The organism is Ramlibacter sp. (assembly GCF_035554825.1).
Taxonomy (GTDB): Bacteria; Pseudomonadota; Gammaproteobacteria; order Burkholderiales; family Burkholderiaceae_C; genus Ramlibacter.
Genome location: NZ_DATMHS010000073.1, coordinates 17,645 through 40,173, shown reverse-complemented (window position 1 = coordinate 40,173; position 22,529 = coordinate 17,645). Strand labels below are relative to the sequence as shown.

Below are 22,529 nucleotides of genomic sequence, written 5' to 3'. Positions count from 1 at the left end.
GTCAGTGGCCCCCGGCGAACCGGCGCCGCAGCCGCACGAGGTAGCCCAGCGCCAGCGCCACGCCGCCGGCCGGCAGCGCGCTGATGTAGATCCACAGCGGGAAGCGCAGGCTGGTGGTCGACACGTCGCCGAAGGACCAGGCCTGCCAGGCGGCGACGGCGCCGTACCACACCAGCAGCAGCGCGAAGGCCAGTCCGAGCGCGTCGACGAAGATCTCCAGCGCCCGCCGCAGCCGCGGCGGGAACATGCTGACGAACAGGTCGGCCTTGACGTGGCGGTCGGCCACGGTGACGGCGCCCAGCGCCAGGAACACCGCCCAGACGATCACGTACACCTGCACCTCGTCGACCAGCTCCAGCGTCCACTGCGGGTGGAAGTAGCGCACGATCACGTTGTAGGAGCACAGCAGGAGGGCGCCGACGGCCAGGCCGCCGACCAGCAGGTCCTCGACGCGCAGCCACAGGGGCTGCGCCGCTTCGCCTTCCTCCTGCCCCAGCTCGGCGGCGGCCTTCTGGCGCAACGCCTCGTACACCGCCGGTTGCGGCGGCAGCGCAGCCTGCTTGGCGTCCATCAGAACGGCACCTTCGCCGCCGTCAGGCCGGCCTTCGCCGCGTTCACCACCTCGGCGTCGATCTTCATCTGCTTGACCAGATCGTCCTGCACCGCCATCAGCTGCTTGCGCTTGGCGGCGATGTCGGCGGCCGAGGGCTTGACGATCTTCATGCCGGCCTTCACCAGGCTGTCGCGGGCCTCGGCCTGCGACTTGGCGGCCAGGTCGCGCTGGCCGCGGGCGGCGACGTCCCAGGCGGCGAGGATCGCGTCCTGCACGTCCTTGGGCTGCTTGCTCCAGAACTGCTGGCTCACCATGGGGATGTACTGGCCGAAGAACTGGTTGTCCTCGAAGGCGTACTTCAGCCCCGACTCGTGCAGCTTGGACGTCCAGGCGCTCTCGTAGGTGGTGGCCACGCCGTTGATCACGCCCTGGCTCATCGCCATCGGCACGTCCGGGAACGGCACCAGCATCGGCACCGCGCCCATGGCCGCCAGCCGGCCGGCGTTGGCGGTGCCGCCGGAGTGGCGGATCTTCTGGCCCTTCAGGTCGTCCCAGCTGTTGATCGGCTTGTCGATGCCGAAGGTGTGCTGGCCGCCCAGGTCGATCCATTTGCCGATCACCTTGACCTTCAGCCGGTCCTCCAGGCGCTTGTTCATGAAGTCGCCCAGCTTGCCGTCCAGGATCTGGTGCACCACCGCGCCATCCACGCCGTAGAACATCGGCAGCGTCTGCAGCCCGGCATCGGGCTCCACGCCATCGAGCTGCCAGGTGCCGGGCACCGCCATCTCGACGGCGCCCTGGCGCAGCGCCTTGGGCACGTCGCGGTCGCGGAACAGCTGGCCGCTCGGATAGATCTCGACCGCCAGCTTGTTGCCGATGCGCTTTTTCAGCTCCTCGGCGAAGACCTCGACCCCCTTGTTGCGCACATGGCTCGGGTTGGTGTCGAGCGTGATGCGCAGCTTCTCCTGCGCCGCCGCCTGGCCCGGCACCAGGGCCGACGCCGCGGCCAGGGCCAGGCCGCCGAGCAGGGCAATGCGTTTCGTGATCATCGTTGTCTCCTTGTGTCTTGTCGTGGAAAAAGGGATGGCGGCTCAGCGCGCCAGGGCGCGCAGCCGCGGCACCGAGCGCAGGTCCATCAGGCGCGCGAACAGCGCGGCCGCGTCGATGTCCGGCGCGCGGCCGGCGCAGTCGATGAACTTGGTGCGCAGGTCGGCGGGCGCCAGCGGCGCCATCGCGTTGCCGCGCGCGAAGCGGATGTCGCCGGTCTCCAGCGTGCGGCCGTCGCGCAGCACGATCTGCACGCTGTCGTTCCTGGCGAAGATCGGCTCGATCGGGCAGGGCGTGTCGTCGGTGGCGATCCGCACCTTGGGGAAGACCTCGCGCACGGCGCGCTGGCCGACGAAATCGTCGGTGAGTTCGCCCAGGCCGACCTTGCCGGCCACCAGCGCCGAGGCCACGGCGAACTCGAGGCTGAACTTGGCTTCCAGCCCGGTGACCGGCTGGTGGTTGCGCAGCATCGAGGCCTGGGCGACGCCGATGCGGGTGCGCACCTCCTGCACGTCCTCGGGCCGCAGCCGGTGCTCGCGGGCCAGATCCAGCACGCCGTCGATCACGCGGTGGGTGGCGTAGCAGGTGGGATATTTCTTGATCGACAGGCCGTACTCGAGCACCCGCAGCTCGCGCCCGAGTCCGGCGGCCGGCGACTCGCGGTCGACCCGGCCCTGCGGCGACAGCGCCGCCAGGTAGCCGGCGTGGTGCTCGATCGCGTCCGGCGCGGCGGTGAGCCCGCTGGCCGCGAACCGCACCGCGTCGATGGCGGCGGCCGCCGCGCGCCCGGCGTGCAGGGGCTTGGTCATGGTGCCGAAGTTCGCCACCAGCCCGCAGGCCATGCTGGCCGCCAGCGCGATGGCGTGCTGGCACTGCTGCTGCGGCAGCTTGTTCAGGGAGGCCACGGCCGCCGCCGCGCCGACGGTGCCGAGCACCGCGGTCGGATGCCAGCCCTTGAGGTGGTAGGCGTCGGGCTCGCGCCGGAACAGCTCGGCCCAGACCTCGTAGCCCACCAGGTAGGCCCGCAATGCGTCCTCGCCGCTCGCGTCCAGGCGCTCGCCCTCGGCCAGCACCGCCGGCACCAGCACCGTGCTGGGATGGCCGCCCAGCGCTACGTCGTCGAAGTCGAGCGCGTGCCCGGCGGCGCCGTTGACCAGCGCCGCGTCGGCGGCCGCCGCCTTGCGCTCGCCGAGCAGCAGCGACGCTTCGGCCGCGGCCGACTGGCGCCCGGCGACGAAGTCCCGCGCGATGCGCACCACCGGCTCCTCGCGTCCGGCGAGCATGGTGGCGATGGTGTCGGCGAAGCCGGACTGCACGATCTCCACCGCGCGCGGCGGCAGATCGGCCAGCCGCGGGTTGGCGGTGAAGGCGGCGAGTTGGGCGGTCAGACCAGTCATGAATGCTCCCGGGAAGGGCGCGCCGGCGCGGCGCGCGTGATACGAACGCAGGCTCAGTACGAGCGCGGCAGGCCCAGCACGTGCTCGGCGATGTACGACAGCACCAGGTTGGTGGAGATCGGCGCGATCTGCATCAGCCGGGTCTCGCGCCACTTGCGCTCGACATCGTATTCCTTGGCGTAGCCGAAGCCGCCATGGGTCTGGAGGCAGGCCTCGGCGGCATGCCAGGAGGCTTCGGAGGCCAGCAGCTTGGCCATGTTGACGTCGTCGCCGCAGGGCAGGCCGGCGGCGAACAGCGCCGCCGCCTTGCGCAGCAGCATCGCGGCCGCTTCGGTTTCGGCGTGGGCGCGGGCGATCGGAAACTGGATGCCCTGGTTCTGGCCGATCGGCCGGCCGAACACGACCCGCTCGTTGGCGTAGGCGACGGCCGTCTTGGTGAACCAGCGGGCGTCGCCGATCGCCTCCGACGACACCAGGATCCGCTCGGCGTTCATGCCGTCCAGGATGTACCTGAAGCCCTTGCCTTCCTGGCCGATCAGGTTGCTGGCCGGCACCCGCATGCCGTCGAAGAACACCTCGGTGGCGTGGTGGTTGATCATCGCCTTGAGCGGCCGGATCTCCAGGCCCTTGCCCAGGCATTCGCGGATGTCGACCAGGAATACCGACAGGCCGTCGGTGCGCTTGCTCACTTCCTCCAGCGGCGTGGTGCGCGCCAGCAGCAGCATCAGGTCGGAGTGCAGCGCGCGCGAGGTCCACACCTTCTGGCCGTGCACGACGTAATGGTCGCCGTCGCGCACGGCCCGCGTCTTGAGCTTGGTGGTGTCGGTGCCGCTGGTGGGTTCGGTCACGCCGAAGGCCTGCAGCCGCAGTTCGCCCGAGGCGATCTTGGGCAGGTAGCGGTCCTTCTGCTGCGGCGAGCCGTGCCGCAGCAGCGTGCCCATGATGTACATCTGCGCGTGGCAGGCGCCGGCGTTGCAGCCGGCGGCGTGGATCTCCTCCAGGATCGCGGCGGCCGCGCGCAGCGGCAGGCCGGCGCCGCCGTACTCCTCGGGGATCAGCGCGCCCAGGAAACCGGCCCCGGTCAGGGCCTGCACGAACTCGGTCGGGTAGGCCTCGCGCTCCTCCAGGCCGCGCCAGTAGGCGCCGGGGAAACCGGCGCAGATGCGCCGGACGCTCTCGCGGATCTCGGGGAAGTCCTCGCCCAGCGGCACGGACACGTCTTCGATGCGGGTGGTGGTGCTCATCTCTTTGTTCCGGTGGTCAGGCGGCGGCGCGGGCCGCGGCGCTCAGGTAGTTCTTCGGCAGCCCGGCGCGCGCGATGGCGCCGTGCATCTCGATGTCGGGCAGGGTTTCGCGCACGATCTCGCGCACCGCGACCAGTTTTTCGATGTCGACCCCGGTGCGCAGGCCCATCGAGTCGAGCATGAAGACCAGGTCGTCCATCACGATGTTGCCGGTCGCGCCCGGCGCGAACGGGCAGCCGCCGATGCCGGCCAGCGAGGCGTCGAAGCGCTTCACGCCGCAGTCCAGCGCGGCGGTGACGTTGGCCAGCCCCGTGCCGCGGGTGTCGTGGAAATGCGCGGCCACCGGCAGGTCGCCGACGGCCGCCAGCACCGCCTTGAACACGCGCCGCACCTGCGCCGGATCGGCATAGCCCACGGTGTCGGGCACCACCAGTTCGTCGGCGCCGGCCTCCGCCAGCGCGACGGCATAGCGCACCACGTCGTCCACCGGCACCCGGCCCTCGAACGAGCAGCCGAGCGCCGTCGCCAGGCCGCCGACCAGGATCGGCCGCTGGCCGGCCGGCTGCGAGCGCACCAGCTCGACGATGCGCTTGAAGTCGGCGATCGATTCCTCGCGCTCGCGCCGCACGTTGTTCATGTTGTGGGTGCGGCTGACCGACATCACGAAGTTCAGCTTGTGCACGCCCAGGTCGATGCCGCGCTCGGCGCCGCGGTAGTTCGGGATCAGCGCGGCGACGGTGAGCCCGGGAATTCCCAGTGAGCCCACCGTCACTGCCTCGGCGTCCGCGAACTGCGGGATCACCTTGGCCGGCACGTAGGAAGTCACTTCGATCTCGGAGACGCCGGCGGCCGCTTCGGCCTCGATCCAGGCCAGCTTGCGCTCCGTCGGCATGAAGACGGGATGGATCTGCAGGCCGTCGCGCAGGCCGACTTCGCGCACGATGACGTCGATGTCCGGATTCATGTTAGCGCCCCTTGAAGATCGGCTTGCGTTTCTCGTTGAAGGCGCGCACGCCCTCGTAGCGGTCCTCGGTCTCGACCAGGTGGTTGTAGGCCTCGATCTCGAAGCGGAAGGCGGTGCGCAATTCCATCTGGCCGCCGTAGCGCACCGACTTCTTGATCTGGCGCACCGACAGCGGCGCGTTGCCGGCGATGGTGGTGGCGGTGGCGAGCGCCCGCTCGTAGACCTGGCCCGGCTCGCACAGCTCGTTGACGATGCCCCACTCCAGCGCCTTGGCGGCCGGGATCGGCTGGCCCGTCATCAGGATCTCCTTGGCGCGGCGCTCGCCGATGGCGCGCGGCAGGTTCTGGGTGCCGCCGGCGCCCGGCATGATGCCCAGCGTCACCTCGGTCAGCGCGAAGCGGGCGGCGTTCGACGCGTAGGCGAAATCGCAGGACAGCATCATCTCGAAGCCGCCGGCGTAGGCGTGGCCGTTCACGGCGGCGATCACCGGCACCGGCAGGTCGGTGAGGGTCCAGTACATGCGCTCGAACAGCTCGTGCTGGCGCACCCACTGCTGCTTGCTCATGCCGTTGCGCTCCTTGAGGTCGCCGCCGGCGCAGAAGATGCGGTCGCCGGCGCCGGTGTAGACCACGCAGCGCACGTCGCCGGCGTCCACCGTGAGCCGGTTCCAGACGTCCAGCAGGTCGTGGCCCATCTGCGTGTTGAGCGCGTTGCCGACCTCGGGCCGGTTCATCGTGAGCTTGAGGACGTGGGGGGCCACCATGTCGGTGAGCAGTGTGTCGTAGCGGGGAAAGTCCATGTCAGGTCTCTGCGTGGCCAAGAAGGGATGCGGTGTGTTCGCCGAGCGCCGGCGGCGGGGCGCTGGGCTGCGGCCGCTCGCCGTCGATCGACAGCGGCAGGCCGAGGAAGCGCATGGCCGTGCCGGGCACGTCCTGCACCAGCCCCAGCGCCGCGGTCTGGGGATGCGCCACCATCTGCGCGATCGACTGCACCGGCGAGCAGGGGATGCCGGCGGCCTCCAGGCGCGCCGCCCAGTCGGCGGTGTCCGCCGTCAGCATGATCGCGTCGAGCAGGCCGTACAGCTCGACCTGGTGGGCGACGCGCGCCGGGTTGTCGGCGAAGCGCGGGTCGCCGACCCACTCGGGGTGTCCGACCACCGCCGCCAGCTTGCGGAACAGGCCGTCGCTGCCGGCGGCCACCACCAGTTCGCCGTCGCGCGTGGCGTAGGCCTTGTAGGGGACGATGCCGTTGGCGCCCGAGCCCTGCTTGCCGGGCGATGCGCCGGACGCCAGGTATTGCGAGGCCAGGATCGACACCCAGCTGGTGCTGGTCTCGAACAGCGACACGTCGACCACCGCGCCGCGGCCGCTGGCGGCGCGCTCGCGCAGCGCCGCCAGGATGCCGATCACCGCCCACATGCCGGTGCCCATGTCGACGATCGACGCGCCCACCCGCACCGAGGGCCGGCCCGGCTCGCCGGTGGTGGCCATCACGCCGCCGAAGGCCTGCATCAGCGGGTCGTAGCCGGGACGCTCCTGCAGCGGGCCGACCCGGCCGAAGGCGCCCATGTTGCAGTAGACCAGCGCCGGCTTGCGCTGCAGCAGCGTCGCGCCGTCCAGCCCCAGTTCCTCGACCTGGCCCGGGCGCAGGTTCTGCAGCACCACGTCGGCTCGCTCGACGATCAGCGTCTGCAGGGCGTCGCGGTCGCGCGCCGAGCGCAGGTCGCAGACCACCGAGCGCTTGCTGCGATTGAGGGTCTGGAACGACGCGGCCGCGCCCTCCCAGAACGGCGGCCCCCACTTGCGGGCGTCGTCGCCCTCGCGCTTTTCGACCTTGATCACCTCGGCGCCGAGGTCGCCGAAGATCTGGCCGGCGAACGGCGCCGAGACGCTGTGGCCGAGTTCGACGACGACGAGGTCGCGGAATGGCTTCGGTGCCTTGCCGCCGCTCATGCCGCGGCGCCCCGGTCCGGGGACTGGCTCTCATGCGCAGGCCGCATGTTGTCTCCTGTCGTGCCGGATCGCGCCGCCGCGCGGCGACAATGTCCGGACATTTCAAATGTACGGACAGATCGTAGTTTCGCGCTCCGGGGCTGTCAACGGCGCGGCCCGCCGGCCGGGCCCGGACAAACCCTGGGTCCGTAGAATCGGCGGATGATCCGGAACCGGCCCTGACGATGGAACTGCGCCAGATGCGCTACTTCGTGCGGGTCGTGGAACTCGGCAGCATCAGCCGGGCGGCGCTCGACCTGCAGCTGGTGCAGTCGGCCCTGAGCCAGCAGATCGGCCGCCTCGAAGGCGAGCTGGCCACCCGGCTGCTGCGCCGCACCAGCAAGGGCATCACGCCGACCGAGGCCGGCCTGGCGTTCTTTCGCGAAGCGCAGCTGGCGCTGCGCCACGTCGAGCAGGCGGCGCGGGCGGCCCACGAGTCGCGCCTGACCGGCAGCGTCAGCGTCGGCCTGGCGCCGACCACCGCCTCGGTGCTGGGCGTGCCGCTGATGCTGGCGATGCGCGAGCGCTACCCGGACGTGCGGCTGCACATGGTGTCGGCGCTGTCGGGGCACCTGTCGAACATGCTCAATTCGCGCCAGCTCGATCTGGCCGTGCTGTTCGAGACCCAGCCCGCGCGCCGCTGGAGCGTGACGCCGCTGCTGCAGGAAAGACTGTTCTTCATCCAGTCGCGCAAGCACCGGTTCCGCGAGCTCGGCGCGCGGGCCCGGATCGCCGACCTGAAGGCGCTGCCGCTGATCCTGCCGAGCGGGCCGCACGGCCTGCGCAGCACGCTGGACGCCGCCTTCGCGCGCGCCCGCTTCAAGCCCAACATCGTCGCCGAGATCGACTCGCTGGCGATGCTGATGGATGCCGTCGACCACGGACTGGGCTGCACCGTGCAGCCCTGGGCCGCGATCGGCCGCTACGCCGACGGCGCCGCCCGCTTCGCGCTGGCGGAGATCGCCGATGCCGAGGCGAGCCGGCTCAATTCGCTGTGCAGCATCTCGGACGACGAGCTGTCGCCGGCGGCGATCGCCGCGCGCGTCGTGCTCGCCCAGTGCGCCCGCGACCTGGTGCGGGCCGGCCGCTGGGGCGGCGCCGAGCTGGCCGCCGGCTGACGGCCGGGTCATCACGATCCGTGATACGGGGGTAGCGCCCGGCGCCGGCCGCGGCGGCCGGGCGCCGCTACAGTTCATGATCCCGTGGCGGCCTGCGCGGCCGCGGCGGAAGTGGAGGATTCCCCCTTGATCGATGTCCTTGTGATCGGCGGCGGCAACGCCGCCCTGTGCGCCGCGCTGATGGCGCGCGAGGCCGGCGCCAGCGTGCTGCTGCTGGAGGCGGCGCCGCGCGAGTGGCGCGGCGGCAATTCGCAGCACACGCGCAACCTGCGCTGCATGCACGAGGCGCCGCAGGACGTGCTGGTCGATGCCTATCCGGAAGAGGAGTTCTTCCAGGACCTGCTGAAGGTCACCAAGGGCGTCACCGACGAACGGCTGGCCCGGCTGGTGATCCGCGCATCGTCGACCTGCCGCGGCTGGATGCGCAAGCACGGCGTCAATTTCCAGCCGTCGCTGTCGGGCACCTTGCACCTGTCGCGCACCAACGCCTTCTTCATGGGCGGCGGCAAGGCGCTGGTCAACGCCTACTACCGCAGCGCCGAGGCGCTGGGCGTGCAGATCCGCTACCAGTCGCCGGTGGACCGGCTCGAGCTGCGTGACGGCCGCTTCGTCGCGGCCTTCTGCCGGGGCGAGCGGATCGAGGCCAGGGCCTGCGTGCTGGCCGCCGGCGGCTTCGAATCGAACCGCGAATGGCTGCGCGAAGCCTGGGGCCGGAACGAGGCGGGCGAATGGCCGGCCGACAACTTCCTGATCCGCGGCACCCGCTTCAACCAGGGCGTGCTGCTCAAGCACATGATTGCCGCCGGCGCCGACATCATCGGCGACCCCTCGCAGTCGCACTGCGTGGCGATCGACGCCCGCGCGCCGCTCTACGACGGCGGCATCTGCACCCGCGTCGACTGCGTGTCGCTCGGCGTCATGCTGAACCGGCAGGGCCTGCGCTTCTACGACGAGGGCGAGGACTTCTGGCCCAAGCGCTACGCGATCTGGGGCCGGCTGGTGGCGCAGCAGCCGGGACAGATCGGCTATTGCATCATCGACAGCAAGGCGATCGGCCGCTTCATGCCGCCGGTGTTCCCGGGCGAGAAGGCGGCGACCCTGCCCGAACTGGCGGCCAAGCTGGGCCTGCCGCAACAGACTTTCATGCAGACGATTTCCGATTTCAACGCGGCCTGCCGGGTGGGCCAGTTCGACCACACGGTGCTGGACGACTGCCACACCGAGGGCCTGGCGCCGGCCAAGACCCACTGGGCCCGGCCGATCGACACCGCACCGTTCTACGGCTACGCGCTGCGGCCGGGCATCACCTTCACCTACCTCGGCTTGAAGACCGACGACCGGGCCGCCGTGCATTTCGGCGGCCGGCCCAGCGACAACCTGTTCGTGGCCGGGGAGATGATGGCCGGCAACGTGCTGGGCCAGGGCTACACGGCGGGCGTGGGCATGAGCATAGGCACCGCGTTCGGCCGCATCGCCGGAACCCAGGCCGCGGCGGCGGCCCTGCAGGAGCGCGCACATGCAGCAGCTTGAGGCGCTCACCCGCGAGGCCGTCGCGCTGGCCGGCGGCGGCGCCACGCCGTTCGAAGCCGAGGTCGCCCGCCAGCTGCAGGTGTGCAACGCCTGCCGCTATTGCGAAGGCTTCTGCGCGGTCTTTCCGGCGATGACGCGCCGGCTGGACTTCACCAAGGCCGACATCCACTACCTGGCCAACCTGTGCCACAACTGCGGGGCCTGCCTGCACGCCTGCCAGTACGCGCCGCCGCACGAGTTCGCGGTGAACGTGCCGCAGGCGATGGCCCAGGTGCGGGGCCAGACCTACAGCGAGTTCGCCTGGCCGGCGGCGCTCGGCGGCCTGTACCGCCGCAACGGGGTGACGCTGGCGCTGGCCACCGCGCTGGCCCTGGGGCTGTTCCTGGTGCTGGTGCTGGCGCTGCGCGGCGCCCTGTTCCACCAGCCGCTGGCGGGCAACTTCTACGCCGTGTTCCCGCACAACCTGCTGGTGGGGATGTTCGGCGCCGTGTTCGGGTTCGCGGTGGTGGCGCTGGCGATCGGCGCCAGCCGCTTCTGGCGCGAATGGGTGCCGGGGCCGGCCAGCGGCGCCGCCGCCGCCGAGGCGGCCGGCAACGTGCTCACGCTGAAGTACCTCGACGGCGGCCACGGCCATGGCTGCAACGAGCAGGACGACCGCTTCACCCTGGCCCGCCGGCGCTACCACCACTTCACGTTCTACGGCTTCCTGCTGTGCTTTGCCGCCACCAGCGTCGCGACGCTGTACCACTACCTGCTCGGGCGGCACGCGCCGTATCCCCTGACCAGCCTGCCGGTGATCCTGGGCACGCTGGGCGGTATCGGCCTGCTGATCGGCCCGGCGGGGCTGTACCTGCTGAACCGGCGGCGCCATCCGCTGCACGGCGATCCGGCGCAACGGCCGATGGACCGGGCCTTCATCGCGCTGCTGTTCTTCAATGCGCTCACCGGGCTGGCGCTGCTGGCCTGGCGCGACACCGGCGCGATGGCGCTGCTGCTGGCGCTGCACCTGGGCTTCGTGATGGGCCTGTTCCTCACGCTGCCCTACGGCAAGTTCGCGCACGCCGTGTACCGCGGCGCGGCGCTGCTGAAATATGCGATCGAGAAGCGCCAGCCGAGCAAGCTGGCGCTGGGGGCGGACTGACGGCGCGGCGGGTTCAGGACGCGAGCACCAGCGCGTCCACGGCCAGCACGCCCTGGCCCTCGGGCAGTACCAGCAGCGGATTGATCTCCGCTTCGGCCACGCCCAGCTCGGGCCGCAGCGCGAGCTGCGACAGCGCGCTGATCGCTCGCGCCAGCGCTTCCAGGTCGCCGCGCTGCCGGCCGCGCAGGCCGGCCAGCGTCTTGAGCGAGCGCAGCTCGCCGATCATGTCGCGGGCCGCGGCGACGCTCACCGGCGCCAGCCGGATGCTGCGATCGCGCATCACCTCGGCCCACACGCCGCCGGCCGCCAGCATCACGATCGGCCCGGCGTCGGCATCGACCTTGTAGCCGACCAGCACTTCGCCCAGGCCCTCGCACATCGGCTGGATCAGGGCCTGCCCGGCGGCGATGCCGGGCGCGCGCTGCGCCAGGTTGGCGCGCAGGGTGGCGAGCGCCGCCTGCAGCTGATCGCGGTCGGCGACACCGAGCACGACGCCGCCGACTTCGGTCTTGTGCGGGATCGCCGCCGAGCAGACCTTGACCGCCACCGGATAGCCGAACGGCAACTGGCGCGGCGCCTCGCCGTCGATCGCGGCCAGCACCGAAGGCGCATGCGGCACGCCGACGCGATCGAACAGTTCGTAGGCCTGGGCTTCGCTCAGGGTGGCGGCGGCGCCGCGCGCCGGTGCGGCGGCGACCGCGGCCGACGCCGCCGGCGAGCGCCGGGCGAACACGGCGGCGATCACGTCCGCGCAGGCCTCGGGGCTGCGGAAGCAGGGCACGTTCGCGGCGGTGAGCTGGGCGATCGCCTGCGGCGCTTCGGGCACGATCATCGCCGCCAGCGGCTTGGCGCTGGCCGCGCAGTCGATGATCGGCTTGACCGCCAGCTGCGGCTGCATGCGCGCCGACGAACCGACGACGGCCAGCACCAGGTCGAACTCGGGCGCGGCCAGCATGATCTCCAGCGCCGCCTTCATGGTGTCGTACTTGGTGCCCGCCAGCGTCAGGTCCAGCACGCGGCCGGGCGCGACGGCGATGCCGGCGGCGGCGAACTTCGCCAGCGTCTTGGCCGACGCCGGCTGGGCGTCGATGCCGCGAATGCCCAGCTGGTCGACCGCCATCGCGGCGCCGCCGCCGGTGGTGGTGACCACGCCGACGCGATGCGGCGCCGGCCGGTCGGCGCGCAGCGGCAGGCGCGCGGCCAGCGGCTGGCATTCCATCAGCGCTTCGAGGATGCCCACGCGGGCGACGCCGCAGTCCTTCAGGAACGCGTCGGCGATGTCGTCCTCGCCGGCCAGCGCGCCGGTGTGGGTCGCCGCCATCTCGGCGGCGGCGGCCGAGCGGCCCAGCTTGTAGGCGACCACCGGCTTGCCGCGGCGCGCCGCCTCGAGCGCGAACGAGCGCAGCGCCGCGCCGTGGTGCAGGCTCTCCAGGAACAGCACGTAGCCCTCGATGTCGGGATCGTCGAGCGTCGCGGCGCAGATCTCGCCCACGCTCAGGTCGACCTCGTTGCCCACCGACACCAGGCCGGCGAAGCCGACGCCGCGCGCCCGCCCGCGCGAGACCAGCGCGCCGATCATGCTGCCGCTGTGCGAGGCGACGAAGATGCGGCCGGCCGGCACGTCCGGTTCGGCGAAGGCGGCGTTGCCGGTCAGCACCATGCGGTTGCGCGGGTTGATCACGCCCAGGCTGCTCGGGCCGAGGATGCGGATGCCGGTCTCGCGCGCCAGCTGGCGCAGCGCGTGCTCGCGCGCGGCGCCTTCCGGCCCGGCCTCCGAGAAGCCGCTGGCCAGCACGCTCACCACCTTCACGCCCAGCCGCGCGCACTCGGCGACGGTCTCGGGCACGGTCTCGGTGGGCGTGAGCACGTAGACATGCTCGGGCACCTCGGGCAGCGCCGCCAGCGACGGCCAGGCCCGCTCACCCTGCACCTCGGTGCGGCGCGGGTTGACCGGATAGAGCCGGCCGGCAAAGCCGGCCTGGCGCAGGAAGCGCAGCGGCCGGCCGCTGTTCTTGCCGGGGTCGTCGGACGCGCCGACGATGGCGATGCTGCGGGGACGGAGGAGGGAGTCGGCGAGCGCGGCGCCGCGCGTCGGCAGGGCAGTCATGTCGGATGCATCCAGAGCGGGTCCCGATTGTCCGGCACGGTTGGGACCCCAGCAATTCCGATCCCATGCCCAGGCATAATCAAAAGGAATCCCTGCGCTCTGGCCGCGCCGCCGAACCCGGCGACCCGCCGGCCGGCCGCCCCGCGAGAAACCGACCGTGCGACGCCGCATTCCCCCGCTGAATCCGCTGAGGGTGTTCGAGACCGTCGCCCGCACCGAGAACCTGACGGCCGCGGCACACGAACTGCACGTCACCCAATCGGCCGTCAGCCGGCAGATCGCCGTGCTCGAGTCCTACCTCGGGGTCGAACTGCTGCGGCGCGAGCGGCACGGCGTCAGCCTGACCCGCGCCGGGCGCCAGTTCGCGGCCCAGGTCGGCCCGGCGTTCGACGCGATCGCGGGCGCGACCGAGCAGCTGCTGAAGGACACCGGACAGGGCGCGCTGCGGCTGCGCACCTACACCACCTTCGCCGCCAAGTGGCTGATTCCGCGGCTGGCGGACTTCCACGCCCGTTCGCCCGACATCGAGGTGCGCATCACGACGGCCGTGCCCGAAGTGGATTTCGACCGCGATCCGGTCGACATGGCGATCCAGTTCGGCGACGGCCGCTGGCCCAACGTCCATGCCGACCTGCTGTTCGAGGACCAGTTCGAACCGGTGTGCTCGCCGGCCTTCCTGGCCGAGCACGCGCCGGATCGCCGGCATCCCGAGTCGCTGCTGCGCCAGTGCCTGCTGGAATCGCACTACCGGCGCAAGGACTGGGACGAGTGGCTGGCCGCCGCGGGGCTGCGCGAGATGGCCGCGGAAAGCCAGCGCATGAGTTTCAACAGCTCGGTGCTGGCGCTGCAGGCCGCCGTCAGCGGCCTGGGCATCGCGATCGGCCAGCCGCGCCTGCTCGACGCGGAATTCCAGGCCGGCCAGCTGGTGCGGCCGTTCGCCAGGACCCGCTGGAAGCCGATCCACCGCGAGCGCGCCTATTACCTGCTGCGCCCGCAGCACCAGCGCGAAACCCGCAAGACCCGCCTGTTTCGCGACTGGCTGCTGGAAACCGTGCAGCAGCTGCCGCCGCTGCAGGACTGAAAGCCCGGCCCGGGCCCTACGCGAACCAGCGCGCCAGCAGCGGGTTGATCTCGGCGGCGCGTTCGTACTGCACCCAGTGGCCCGCCCCGGGCACGACCAGCCACTGCCGCTCGGGATGGCCGGCGGCCAGCGCGCGCGCGACCTCGGCGCCGCCGGCGGTCGGATCGTGCTCGCCCCACACCAGCAGCATCGGCAGGGCCAGCCGGTCCAGGGCCTGCCGCGTCGCGCCGGTGTGCGACAGCTGCTTGCTGCGCAGCCGCGTGCGCTCGCTTGCGCTGCGATGCATCACGAGCGCCAGCGCGTCGATCGCGGCCGGCTCGTGCAGCATCAGCGTGGCCAGGTTGTGGCGATGCGCCTCGTCCTGCGCCTCGGGCGGCAAGGTGCGCCAGTTGCGCAGGCTGAGCGGGGTGCGCGCAAAGCCGTGGCCGGTGGCGCCCAGCAGCGCGAGGCGCCGGACCCGGCCGCGCGCCACGGCGAGGTTGGAGGCGAGCACCGAGCCGAAGGAGAACGCGGCCAGGTCGATCTCGCGGCCGGCGCCGAGCAGCACGTCGAGGCCGGCGCCGAGCGCGCGCACCAGCCGCTCCAGGCTGGCCGGCGGCGCCAGCGCGTCCGACTCGCCGCAACCGGGCAGGTCGGGCAGCCACAGCTCGTGCGCGGCCGCCAGCGCCTCGATGTTGCGCACCCAGTGCAGCCAGCTGCCGTTGCCGCCGTGCAGCAGCACCAGCGGCCGCCCGCTGCCGATGCGGCGCCAGCGGATGCGCGCCTCCTCGAACCCGGTGTCGACGACGTCGGTCGCCGCCTGCAGCTGCGCGATCAGCGCGCGCGCCTGCGCTTCGCTTCGCACCACGGGTCGGCCGCTCAATCCAGGCTGAGGTTGATCGATCGGATCAGCTTGCCGTATTCCTCGTGTTCGCGCGCCAGGTAGCGCGCGAATTCGGCGGCGCTGCCGCCCACGACGACGGCGCCCTGCGACACCAGCTTGTCCCTGACGTCCGGCGAGGCCAGGGCCTTGGCCACTTCGCGCTGCAGCTTGGCGACGATCTCCGGCGGCGTGCGCGCCGGGGCCAGCAGCCCGCTCCACGAGTTGATCTCCACGCCCGGCAGGCCGGCCTCGGCCATCGTCGGCACGTCCGGCAGCTGCGGCAGCCGCTGCGGCGCGGCGACGGCCAGGGCGCGCAGCTTGCCGGACTTGAAGTAGGGCACCGAGGACAGCGAGGTCATGAAGCCCATCGCGATCTGGCCGCCGAGCAGGTCGTTGAGCGCCGGCGAAGCGCCCTTGTACGGCACGTGGATCAGCTTGATGCCGGCCTTCTGCTGCAGCAGTTCGCCGGCCAGGTGCTGGGAGCCGCCCGCGCCCGAGGACGAGAAGCTCAGCTTGCCCGGCTGCTTCCTGGCATCGGCCAGCAGTTCGGCCATCGTCTTGTACGACTCGGGCCGCACCGCCAGGATGCAGGGCGCCGACATCACCTGGCTGATCGGCTCGAAGCTTTTCAGCACGTCCCACTTGAGGGTCTTGTACAGGTGGTTGTTGATCGCCAGCGGCGCCGCGGCCATCAGCAGCGTGGCGCCGTCCGGCGCCGCGTTGGCGACGATCTCGGAGGCCAGGTTGGAGCCCGCGCCCGGCTTGTTCTCGACGATGAAGGTCTGCCCGAACGCCGTCTGCAGCTTGGCGGCGATCAAGCGCGCGGCCAGGTCGGTCGGTCCGCCGGCGGAAAAGCCGACCACGATCCTGACCGGTCCGCTGGGGTAGTCGGCGCTGCCCTGCGCGCGCGCCAGCGGCGCCAGGCCGGTGAGCATCAGCGCGGCGGCGCCGGCAATCGTCTGTCTCCTGGTGTGGTCCATGGTGTCTCCTGTGATTTGATGTTGTTTCAGGCGGCCTTGGGCGGCCGCTGCGGGAAGCTGCGCTCGAACACGCCTTCGGCAATGCGGTTCTTCAGCATCTCGATCGAGCCGCCGGCGATCATCCAGCCGCGGGTGCGCCGCACGCAGTACTCGACCAGGGATTCGCGACTGTAGCCCATGGCGCCCATCGCCTGCAGCGCCTCGTTGGCGACCTCCCAGCCGGCCTGGTTGCAGGCCAGCTTGGCCATCGCGGTGGCGTGGGCGCTCGGCAGCCCGTGCTCGCCTTCCATCACGGCCTTGTACAGCAGCAGCTGCGCGCTCTCCAGCTTCAGCGCCATCTCGGCGAACTTCCACTGGATGCCCTGGAACTCGCACAGGGCGCGGCCGAACTGCTTGCGGATCAGGACGTGCTCGCGGGCCAGGTTGTAGGCGTGCCGGCCGAGGGCCAGCGAGCGCGAGGCGTTGCCCAGGCGTTCGACGTTGAAGCCGGCGATCTGCTTCTTGAAGCCGCCCTGCCCCAGCAGCACGTTGGCGGCGGGGATGCGGCAGTTCTCGAAATACAGCTGGCACCACTCCTCGCCGCTCATGAAGGCGGACGGCTCGCCGATCGAAAAGCCGGGGGCGCCACGCTCGACCAGCACCGAGCCGATGCCGTCGACGCCCGGGCCGAAGCGCACGTAGACGAGGAACAGCGAGGCGTGCGGGCTGTGGGTGGAGAACACCTTGCTGCCGTCGATCACCACCTGGTCGCCTTCGAGCCGGGCGCTGGTCCGGAGCTCGGTGACGGCGGAGCCGGCCTCGGGTTCGCTCATGCCGAGCGCGATCAGCTGCTCGCCCGAGAGCAGCCCCGGCAGCCAGCGCTGCTTCTGCGCGGGCGTCGCGTATTCGACGAAGGTGCGGATCGGGCCGAAGTTGCCGGCCTGGACGATGTCGGCGCTCTTGGGGCAGACCAGCGCCACTTCCTGGATCGCCAGCACGGCGTGCATCAGCGAGCCGCCCTGGCCGCCGTCCTCCTCGGCGAAAGCGATGCCCAGCAGCCCCTGCCGGGCGAGCAGGCGCGCGACGTCGGACGGGTAGCCGGGCGAGTGGGCGCGCGCCAGCGCGCCGGCGGCCAGCTTGTCGTGGGCGAAGCGGCGCACCGATTCGGCAAAGCTCGCGTGTTCTTCGCTGAGGTTGAAATCCATGGGGGTTCCTGGAGGAGGCTGGCGCGATTGTCGGCCCGCGCCGGCGCCCGCAGCGCTTCGCGTTGCGCGCCGAGCCATGAGCTATCGTCATTTCTCGCGCCGGCCTGTGGGGCCCATCACGGTTCGTGATGGCCGGCCGGGGAGGGCGATCCTAGAATCGATGACCGGTCGCCCCGCCGCCGGCGGGCGCTCGCGCCCCGCCCATCGGGGGGCCCAGCAACAGGAGTAGTGCACATGGCTGAAGAGATTGCCGGCAAGCCCGGCGAATCCTGGGACGAAACCGTCGTCCGCGTACTGAAGTCCAACCAGGTCCGGCTGATCGCCTACGTGCCCGACAAGGTGCTGGCGCCGCTGATCAAGCGGCTCGCCGCCGACGACTACTTCACCGTCATCAGCCCGGCCCGCGAGGAAGAGGCCGTGGGCATCGTCACCGGCGCCTACATGGCCGGCATGCGCGGCATCGTGCTGATGCAGACCAGCGGTTTCGCGACCCTGGCCAACGTGCTGGCGTCGCTGACGGTGCCCTGCCAGATCCCGCTGGTGATGATGATTTCCGAGCGCGGCACCATCGGCGACCACCAGCTGGGGCAGGCGATCGTGTGCCGCACCATGCGCCCGATCCTGAACACGCTCAACATCGAGCACTACTCGGTCGAACGCCCGGACGACGTCGAGTTCGTCACCGATCGCATGATCAAGCAGGCGTTCACGACCCAGGCCGCCGCCGCCATCCTGCTGTCGCCGCTGCTGACCAGCCGCGGCAAGAAGAGCTACTGAGGGAGCGCCATGCAAGAGAGCATTCTGAAGACGGCCCGCCGCGGCGACGCCAAGGTGATGAACCGTTCCGACCTCACGCGCCGCCTGGTGGCCAGGCTGAAGCGGGACGAGGCGGTGGTCGGCGGCATCGGCCACACCCATTTCGACCTGTGGGCCGCCGGCCAGCGGCCGCAGAACTTCTACATGCTGGGCAGCATGGGCCTGGCCGCGCCGATCGCGCTGGGCGTGGCGATGGCGCAGCCGCAGCGCCAGGTGTTCGCGCTGGAAGGCGACGGCTCGCTGCTGATGCAGCTGGGCGCGCTGGGCACCATCGCGGCGGTGGCGCCGAAGAACCTGGCCGTGATCGTGTGGGACAACGGCGCCTACCAGATCACCGGCGGCCAGCCGACGCTGACCTCCGATCACGTGGATCTGGTCGCCATCGCCCGCGGCGCCGGCCTGGAGCGCAGCACCTGGGCCAGCGACGAGGCGCACTTCGAGGCGCTGGTCGACCTCGCGCTGCGGGGCGAGGGGCCGCTGTTCATCTGCGCGCGCACCGACAACCAGCCGCCGGCCGGGGTGACCGAGCGCGACGCCAACAAGATCCGCACCCGGTTCATGGAAGCGATGCTGGGCGGGAGCAGCCGGGCATGAACGGCCAGCTGCTGATCGGCGGCCGCTGGACCGACGGCGCCACGAGCGAAGCGCTGAAGGACAAGTACGACGGCAGCGTCTACGGCGCGATGGCGGCGGCCTCCGGCGAGCAGGTCACGGCCGCCGTCAGCGGCGCGATCGAGGGCCAGCGGCGCTCGACGCTCAGCCCCTACCAGCGCTACCAGATCCTGGCGCAGGCGGCGCGCGTGCTGGCGAGCCGGACCGAGCCGCTGATCGAGCTGATGCGCCATGAGGCCGGCTTCACCCGCGCCGACGGCGACAACGAGGTGCGCCGCTGCGTGCAGACCCTGGAGCTGTGCGCCGAGGAGGCCAAGCGCCTGAACGGCGACATGGCGCCGCTGCAGGCCGGCGACGGCGTGAAGGACCGCTTCGGCTTCACGATCCGCGCGCCGCGCGGCGTGGTCTGCGCGATCACGCCCTTCAATTCGCCGCTGAACGTGGTCTGCCACAAGGTCGGCCCGGCGCTGGCCGGCGGCAACGCCGTGGTGCTCAAGCCCTCGGAGTTCACGCCGCTGACGGCGGTGGAACTGTGCCGGGCGCTGCTCGATGCCGGCCTGCCCGCCGACCTGCTGGCGCTGGTGCACGGCGCCGGCGCGGTGGTCGGCCCGCAGCTGCTGGCCGACCAGCGCCTCGCCTTCTACGCCTTCACCGGCAGCACCCGCGTCGGCCGGCAGATCCAGGCGGCGGCGGGCCTGCGCCGCACCCAGCTCGAACTCGGCAGCATCGCCAGCACCATCGTCTGCCACGACGCGAACCTCGACCTGGCGATCCCCAAGATCCTCAGCGCCGGCCTGCGCAAGGCCGGCCAGGTCTGCACCTCGGTGCAGCGCCTGTACGTCGACCGCCGCATCGCCGGCGAGTTCGTGCCGCGGATGGTCGAGGCGGCGCGCAAGATGAAGGCCGGCGACCCGGCCGATCCGGCCACCGTCATCGGCCCGATGATCAGCCTGCAGCACGCCGAGCGCGCGCAAGGCTGGGTCGACGCCGCCGTCGCCGCCGGCGCGCGGCTGCTCACCGGCGGCAAGCGCGAAGGCACGGTGATGCAGCCCACGGTGCTGACCAGCGTGCGCGACGAGATGAAGGTCGTGTGCGAGGAAATCTTCGCGCCGGTGGTGTCGATCGTCGAAGTCGACGGCATCGACGAGGCCGTCGCCAAGGCCAACGACACGGCGTTCGGGCTGGCGGTGGGGCTGTTCACGAGCAACCTGCACACCGCCTTCACGGCGGCGCGGCAGCTGCGCTTCGGCGGCGTCCACATCAACGAGGCGTCGAGCGCCCGGGTCGATGCGATGCCGTTCGGCGGCGTGAAGGACAGTGGCTTCGGCTGGGAAGGTCCGGCCTACGCCATCCGCGAGATGACCGAGGAACGGCTCATCACCGTCGCCTACTGAAACAAACGCAAGGCCGGCGCGCTGCCGCCGGCCGCTGGAGTGCATCATGATCCTCGACGAATTCGCCCGGTACGCGCAGGCCGAAGCGGCGCGCGCGCTGCCCGAGCAGGTGGCGCACCACGCCAAGCGGGCGCTGATCGACTGGTTCTCGGCGCTGTTCCCCGGCATCCCGGTGGCGCCCGGCGTCCAGCTGATGAAGGCGCACGCGGCGGAGCTGGGCCACGGCCGCTCCAGCCTGCCCGGCCAGCGCACCACCGCGTTCCCGGCCACGGCGGCGTGGATCAACGGCAGCATCTCGCATGCGGTGGAGTTCGACGACATCTTCCGCGACGCCGTCTACCACCCCGGCTGCCCCACCATCTCGGCGGCGCTGGCGGTGGCCGAGGACCGCGGCGCCAGCGGCGCCGACCTGCTGAAGGCGATCACGGTCGGCTACGAGATCTCCACCCGCATCGGCGCGGCGGTGCAGCCGTCGCACTACAAGTTCTTCCACACCACCGGCACCGTCGGCTGCTTCGGCAGCGCGGCGGCGACGGCGGCGCTCACCGGCCCGGGCGATGCGGACGTGCTGCGCCATGCGCTGGCCACGGCGGCCTCGTTCGCCTCCGGCCTGCAGCAGGCGTTTCGCTCCGACGCCATGACCAAGGCGCTGCATGCGGGCCACGCGGCCTGGGTCGGCGTGACGGCCGGCGTCGGCGCGGCCGCCGGCATCACCGGCGCGCTCGACATCCTGGAAGGCGCCGCCGGCTTCGGCGCCGCGCTGTCCGACGACCCCAAGTGGGAGCGCGCCACCGACGGCCTGGGCACGCGCTACAACATCACCGCGATCACGCAGAAGAACCACGGCTGCTGCGGCCACACCTTCGCCGCGATCGACGCGATGCTGGCGCTGCGCGAGCAGGGCGTGGACCCGCAGCAGATCGAGTCGATCCAGGTCGACACCTACAAGACCGCGCTGGACGTCACCGGCAATTTCGAGCCGCGCACGGCGTTCGAGGCGAAGTTCAGCCTGCCCTACGTGGTCGCCCACGGCCTGCTGTACGGCGCCGTGCGCCTGAACGCGTTCGAGCCGCAGCGCCTGGCCGATCCGGCGATCCGCGCGCTGATGGCCAGGACCAGGCTCAACGCCGACGGCGAGCTCACGGCGAAATTCCCGAACGTGCGCGCCGCGCGGGTGACGCTGACCCTGCGCAACGGCCAGGTGGTCTCGCAGTTCGCCCCCTGCCGCAAGGGCGATCCGGAAGCGCCGCTCACCGACGCCGACCTCGACGACAAGTTCCTGGAGCTGGCCTCGCCGGTGATCGGCGATGCGCCGGCGCGCACGCTGCTCCAGCAGCTCTGGCACATCGACCGCCACGAACTGGCGGCGCTGCGGCTGCAGGCGCTCTGACCGATACCAACCACCAAGAGGAGATTCCCATGACCGACTTTGCCCTGACCAGAAAGAAGTTCCTGGTCGCCGCCGCCGCCACGCTGGCGGCGGTCGCCGGGCCGCAGGCGCAGGCCGCCGGCTATCCCGACAAGCCGGTGAAGATCGTCGTCGCCTTCACCGCCGGCGGCACCACCGACATCCTGGCGCGCGCGGTCGGCCAGCAGCTGCAGGACAAGCTCAAGCAGCCGTTCATCGTCGACAACAAGCCCGGCGCCGGCGGCAACCTGGGCACCGAGTTCGTGGTGCGCTCGGCCCCGGACGGCTACACGCTGATCATCGATTCGGTCGGCCCGATCGCGATCAACCAGACGCTGTACAAGAGCCTGCCGTACGACCCGCTGAAGGACCTGGTGCCGATCGTGCAGGTCGCCGACGTGCCCAACGTCCTGGTGGTCCATCCCTCGGTGCCGGCCAAGACCTTCGAGGAGTTCGTGGCCTACCTGAAGGCCAATCCGGGCAAGCTCAATTACGGCTCCACCGGGGTCGGCACCTCGGCCCACCTGTCCAGCTACATGCTGACCCAGCGCGTCGGCGCCGAGGCGCTGCACGTGCCGTACAAGGGCGCCAGTGCGCTGACCGACCTGCTGGCCGGGCGCCTGCAGTTCATGTTCGCCACCATCCCGTCCGTGATCCAGCACATCAAGGCCGGCAAGGTGCGCGCGCTGGCCGTGTCCAGCGCCAAGCCGTCGCGCTCGCTGCCCGGCGTGCCGACCGTCGCCGCCAAGGGCTTCCCCGGCTTCGAGGCCGGTTCGTGGTTCGGCTTCTTCGCGCCCAAGGGCACGCCCCAGTCGGTCATCATGACCATCAACAAGGCCGTCAACGAGGCGCTGCCGACGCTGGAGCAGCAGCTGGTGCGCGAAGGCGCGGACCCGGTCGGCGGCACGCCGGAGCAGTTCGGCAAGTTCACCCAGGCCGAGTACGAGAAGTGGAAGGCCGTCGTGAAGGCCTCGGGCGCCCAGGCGGAGTGAACTGTCTCCGACGGGCGGAGGTGCGCGCGTGGCAGGTTTTGACCGCAGAGGTCGCAAAGATTTCGCAGCGGGCGCACAGAAATCCAAATGAAGGATGGCCCTCTGCGT

At 71.4% G+C, this 22,529-nt stretch carries 20 protein-coding genes; 9 read left to right on the top strand and 11 right to left on the bottom strand.

The genetic code is table 11. The annotated features are described in order from the left end of the window. Position 1: 1 nt before the first annotated feature. Genes VNT59_RS08925 through VNT59_RS08895 form a run of 7 tightly spaced genes read right to left on the bottom strand, consistent with a single transcriptional unit; the run spans position 2 to position 7,157 of the window. Entirely contained in the window at positions 2–571 is a 570-nt protein-coding gene (locus tag VNT59_RS08925; RefSeq protein WP_325497979.1) for a TRAP transporter small permease, read from the bottom strand. Further along, on the bottom strand, positions 571–1,602 hold the full coding sequence (dctP, locus tag VNT59_RS08920) for a TRAP transporter substrate-binding protein DctP (RefSeq protein ID WP_325497978.1): 1,032 nt from the start codon (positions 1,600–1,602) through the stop codon (positions 571–573). Before dctP ends, VNT59_RS08925 begins: the two co-directional genes overlap by 1 nt. A 42-nt stretch (positions 1,603–1,644) precedes the next feature. Continuing rightward, entirely contained in the window at positions 1,645–2,997 is a 1,353-nt protein-coding gene (locus VNT59_RS08915; protein ID WP_325497977.1) for an MmgE/PrpD family protein, read from the bottom strand. A 53-nt stretch (positions 2,998–3,050) separates the two neighbouring features. Next, complete coding sequence (locus VNT59_RS08910) at positions 3,051–4,241, bottom strand: acyl-CoA dehydrogenase family protein (protein WP_325497976.1); 1,191 nt, start codon at positions 4,239–4,241, stop codon at positions 3,051–3,053. 16 nt (positions 4,242–4,257) lie between these two features. Continuing rightward, positions 4,258–5,205 carry a hydroxymethylglutaryl-CoA lyase gene (locus tag VNT59_RS08905; protein ID WP_325497975.1) on the bottom strand — a complete coding sequence of 316 codons (948 nt, stop codon included), beginning with the start codon at positions 5,203–5,205 and terminating at the stop codon, positions 4,258–4,260. A 1-nt stretch (position 5,206) separates the two neighbouring features. Then, complete coding sequence (locus tag VNT59_RS08900) at positions 5,207–6,004, bottom strand: enoyl-CoA hydratase/isomerase family protein (RefSeq protein WP_325497974.1); 798 nt, start codon at positions 6,002–6,004, stop codon at positions 5,207–5,209. A 1-nt stretch (position 6,005) separates the two neighbouring features. Then, positions 6,006–7,157 (bottom strand): CoA transferase, encoded by a 1,152-nt coding sequence (locus VNT59_RS08895; RefSeq protein WP_325497973.1) that lies wholly within the window; start codon positions 7,155–7,157, stop codon positions 6,006–6,008. 224 nt (positions 7,158–7,381) lie between these two features. On the opposite strand from VNT59_RS08895, the gene VNT59_RS08890 reads away from it, so the two are divergent. From VNT59_RS08890 to tcuB, 3 genes are all read left to right on the top strand, one after another. Next, positions 7,382–8,314 (top strand): LysR family transcriptional regulator, encoded by a 933-nt coding sequence (locus VNT59_RS08890; protein ID WP_325497972.1) that lies wholly within the window; start codon positions 7,382–7,384, stop codon positions 8,312–8,314. Between the two features lie 126 nt (positions 8,315–8,440). Continuing rightward, positions 8,441–9,844: an FAD-dependent tricarballylate dehydrogenase TcuA gene (tcuA, locus tag VNT59_RS08885; protein ID WP_325497971.1), complete on the top strand. Its 1,404-nt coding sequence runs from the start codon at positions 8,441–8,443 to the stop codon at positions 9,842–9,844. Next, positions 9,831–10,985 carry a tricarballylate utilization 4Fe-4S protein TcuB gene (tcuB, locus tag VNT59_RS08880; protein ID WP_325497970.1) on the top strand — a complete coding sequence of 385 codons (1,155 nt, stop codon included), beginning with the start codon at positions 9,831–9,833 and terminating at the stop codon, positions 10,983–10,985. Before tcuA ends, tcuB begins: the two co-directional genes overlap by 14 nt. Positions 10,986–10,998: 13 nt before the next feature. Here tcuB and VNT59_RS08875 read toward each other — a convergent pair whose 3' ends face one another. Further along, positions 10,999–13,092 (bottom strand): acetate--CoA ligase family protein, encoded by a 2,094-nt coding sequence (locus VNT59_RS08875; protein WP_325497969.1) that lies wholly within the window; start codon positions 13,090–13,092, stop codon positions 10,999–11,001. Between the two features lie 157 nt (positions 13,093–13,249). Here VNT59_RS08875 and gcvA point away from each other — a divergent pair, with 157 nt between their 5' ends. After that, on the top strand, positions 13,250–14,173 hold the full coding sequence (gene gcvA, locus VNT59_RS08870; RefSeq protein ID WP_325497968.1) for a transcriptional regulator GcvA: 924 nt from the start codon (positions 13,250–13,252) through the stop codon (positions 14,171–14,173). A 16-nt stretch (positions 14,174–14,189) separates the two neighbouring features. Here gcvA and VNT59_RS08865 read toward each other — a convergent pair whose 3' ends face one another. From VNT59_RS08865 to VNT59_RS08855, 3 genes are read right to left on the bottom strand one after another with little or no spacing between them, the layout of a single operon-like run. Beyond that, positions 14,190–15,020, bottom strand: a complete 831-nt coding sequence (locus VNT59_RS08865) for an alpha/beta fold hydrolase (RefSeq protein ID WP_325497967.1) — start codon at positions 15,018–15,020, stop codon at positions 14,190–14,192. Between the two features lie 11 nt (positions 15,021–15,031). Next, the gene (locus tag VNT59_RS08860) at positions 15,032–16,015 is read right to left on the bottom strand and encodes a tripartite tricarboxylate transporter substrate binding protein (protein ID WP_325497966.1); all 984 of its coding nucleotides are present in this window, start codon (positions 16,013–16,015) and stop codon (positions 15,032–15,034) included. Between the two features lie 26 nt (positions 16,016–16,041). Continuing rightward, positions 16,042–17,199 carry an acyl-CoA dehydrogenase family protein gene (locus VNT59_RS08855; RefSeq protein WP_325497965.1) on the bottom strand — a complete coding sequence of 386 codons (1,158 nt, stop codon included), beginning with the start codon at positions 17,197–17,199 and terminating at the stop codon, positions 16,042–16,044. A 234-nt stretch (positions 17,200–17,433) separates the two neighbouring features. Here VNT59_RS08855 and VNT59_RS08850 point away from each other — a divergent pair, with 234 nt between their 5' ends. The 5 genes from VNT59_RS08850 to VNT59_RS08830 are packed head-to-tail and all read left to right on the top strand — an operon-like array spanning position 17,434 to position 22,421. Next, positions 17,434–17,976, top strand: a complete 543-nt coding sequence (locus VNT59_RS08850; protein WP_325497964.1) for a thiamine pyrophosphate-binding protein — start codon at positions 17,434–17,436, stop codon at positions 17,974–17,976. Positions 17,977–17,985: 9 nt separating this feature from the next. Beyond that, entirely contained in the window at positions 17,986–18,609 is a 624-nt protein-coding gene (locus VNT59_RS08845; protein ID WP_325497963.1) for a thiamine pyrophosphate-dependent enzyme, read from the top strand. Then, the gene (locus VNT59_RS08840; RefSeq protein ID WP_325497962.1) at positions 18,606–20,021 is read left to right on the top strand and encodes an aldehyde dehydrogenase family protein; all 1,416 of its coding nucleotides are present in this window, start codon (positions 18,606–18,608) and stop codon (positions 20,019–20,021) included. Before VNT59_RS08845 ends, VNT59_RS08840 begins: the two co-directional genes overlap by 4 nt. A 46-nt stretch (positions 20,022–20,067) precedes the next feature. Then, the gene (locus tag VNT59_RS08835) at positions 20,068–21,411 is read left to right on the top strand and encodes an MmgE/PrpD family protein (RefSeq protein ID WP_325497961.1); all 1,344 of its coding nucleotides are present in this window, start codon (positions 20,068–20,070) and stop codon (positions 21,409–21,411) included. A gap of 29 nt (positions 21,412–21,440) precedes the next feature. Beyond that, positions 21,441–22,421: a tripartite tricarboxylate transporter substrate binding protein gene (locus VNT59_RS08830; RefSeq protein WP_325497960.1), complete on the top strand. Its 981-nt coding sequence runs from the start codon at positions 21,441–21,443 to the stop codon at positions 22,419–22,421. Positions 22,422–22,529 lie beyond the last annotated feature (108 nt).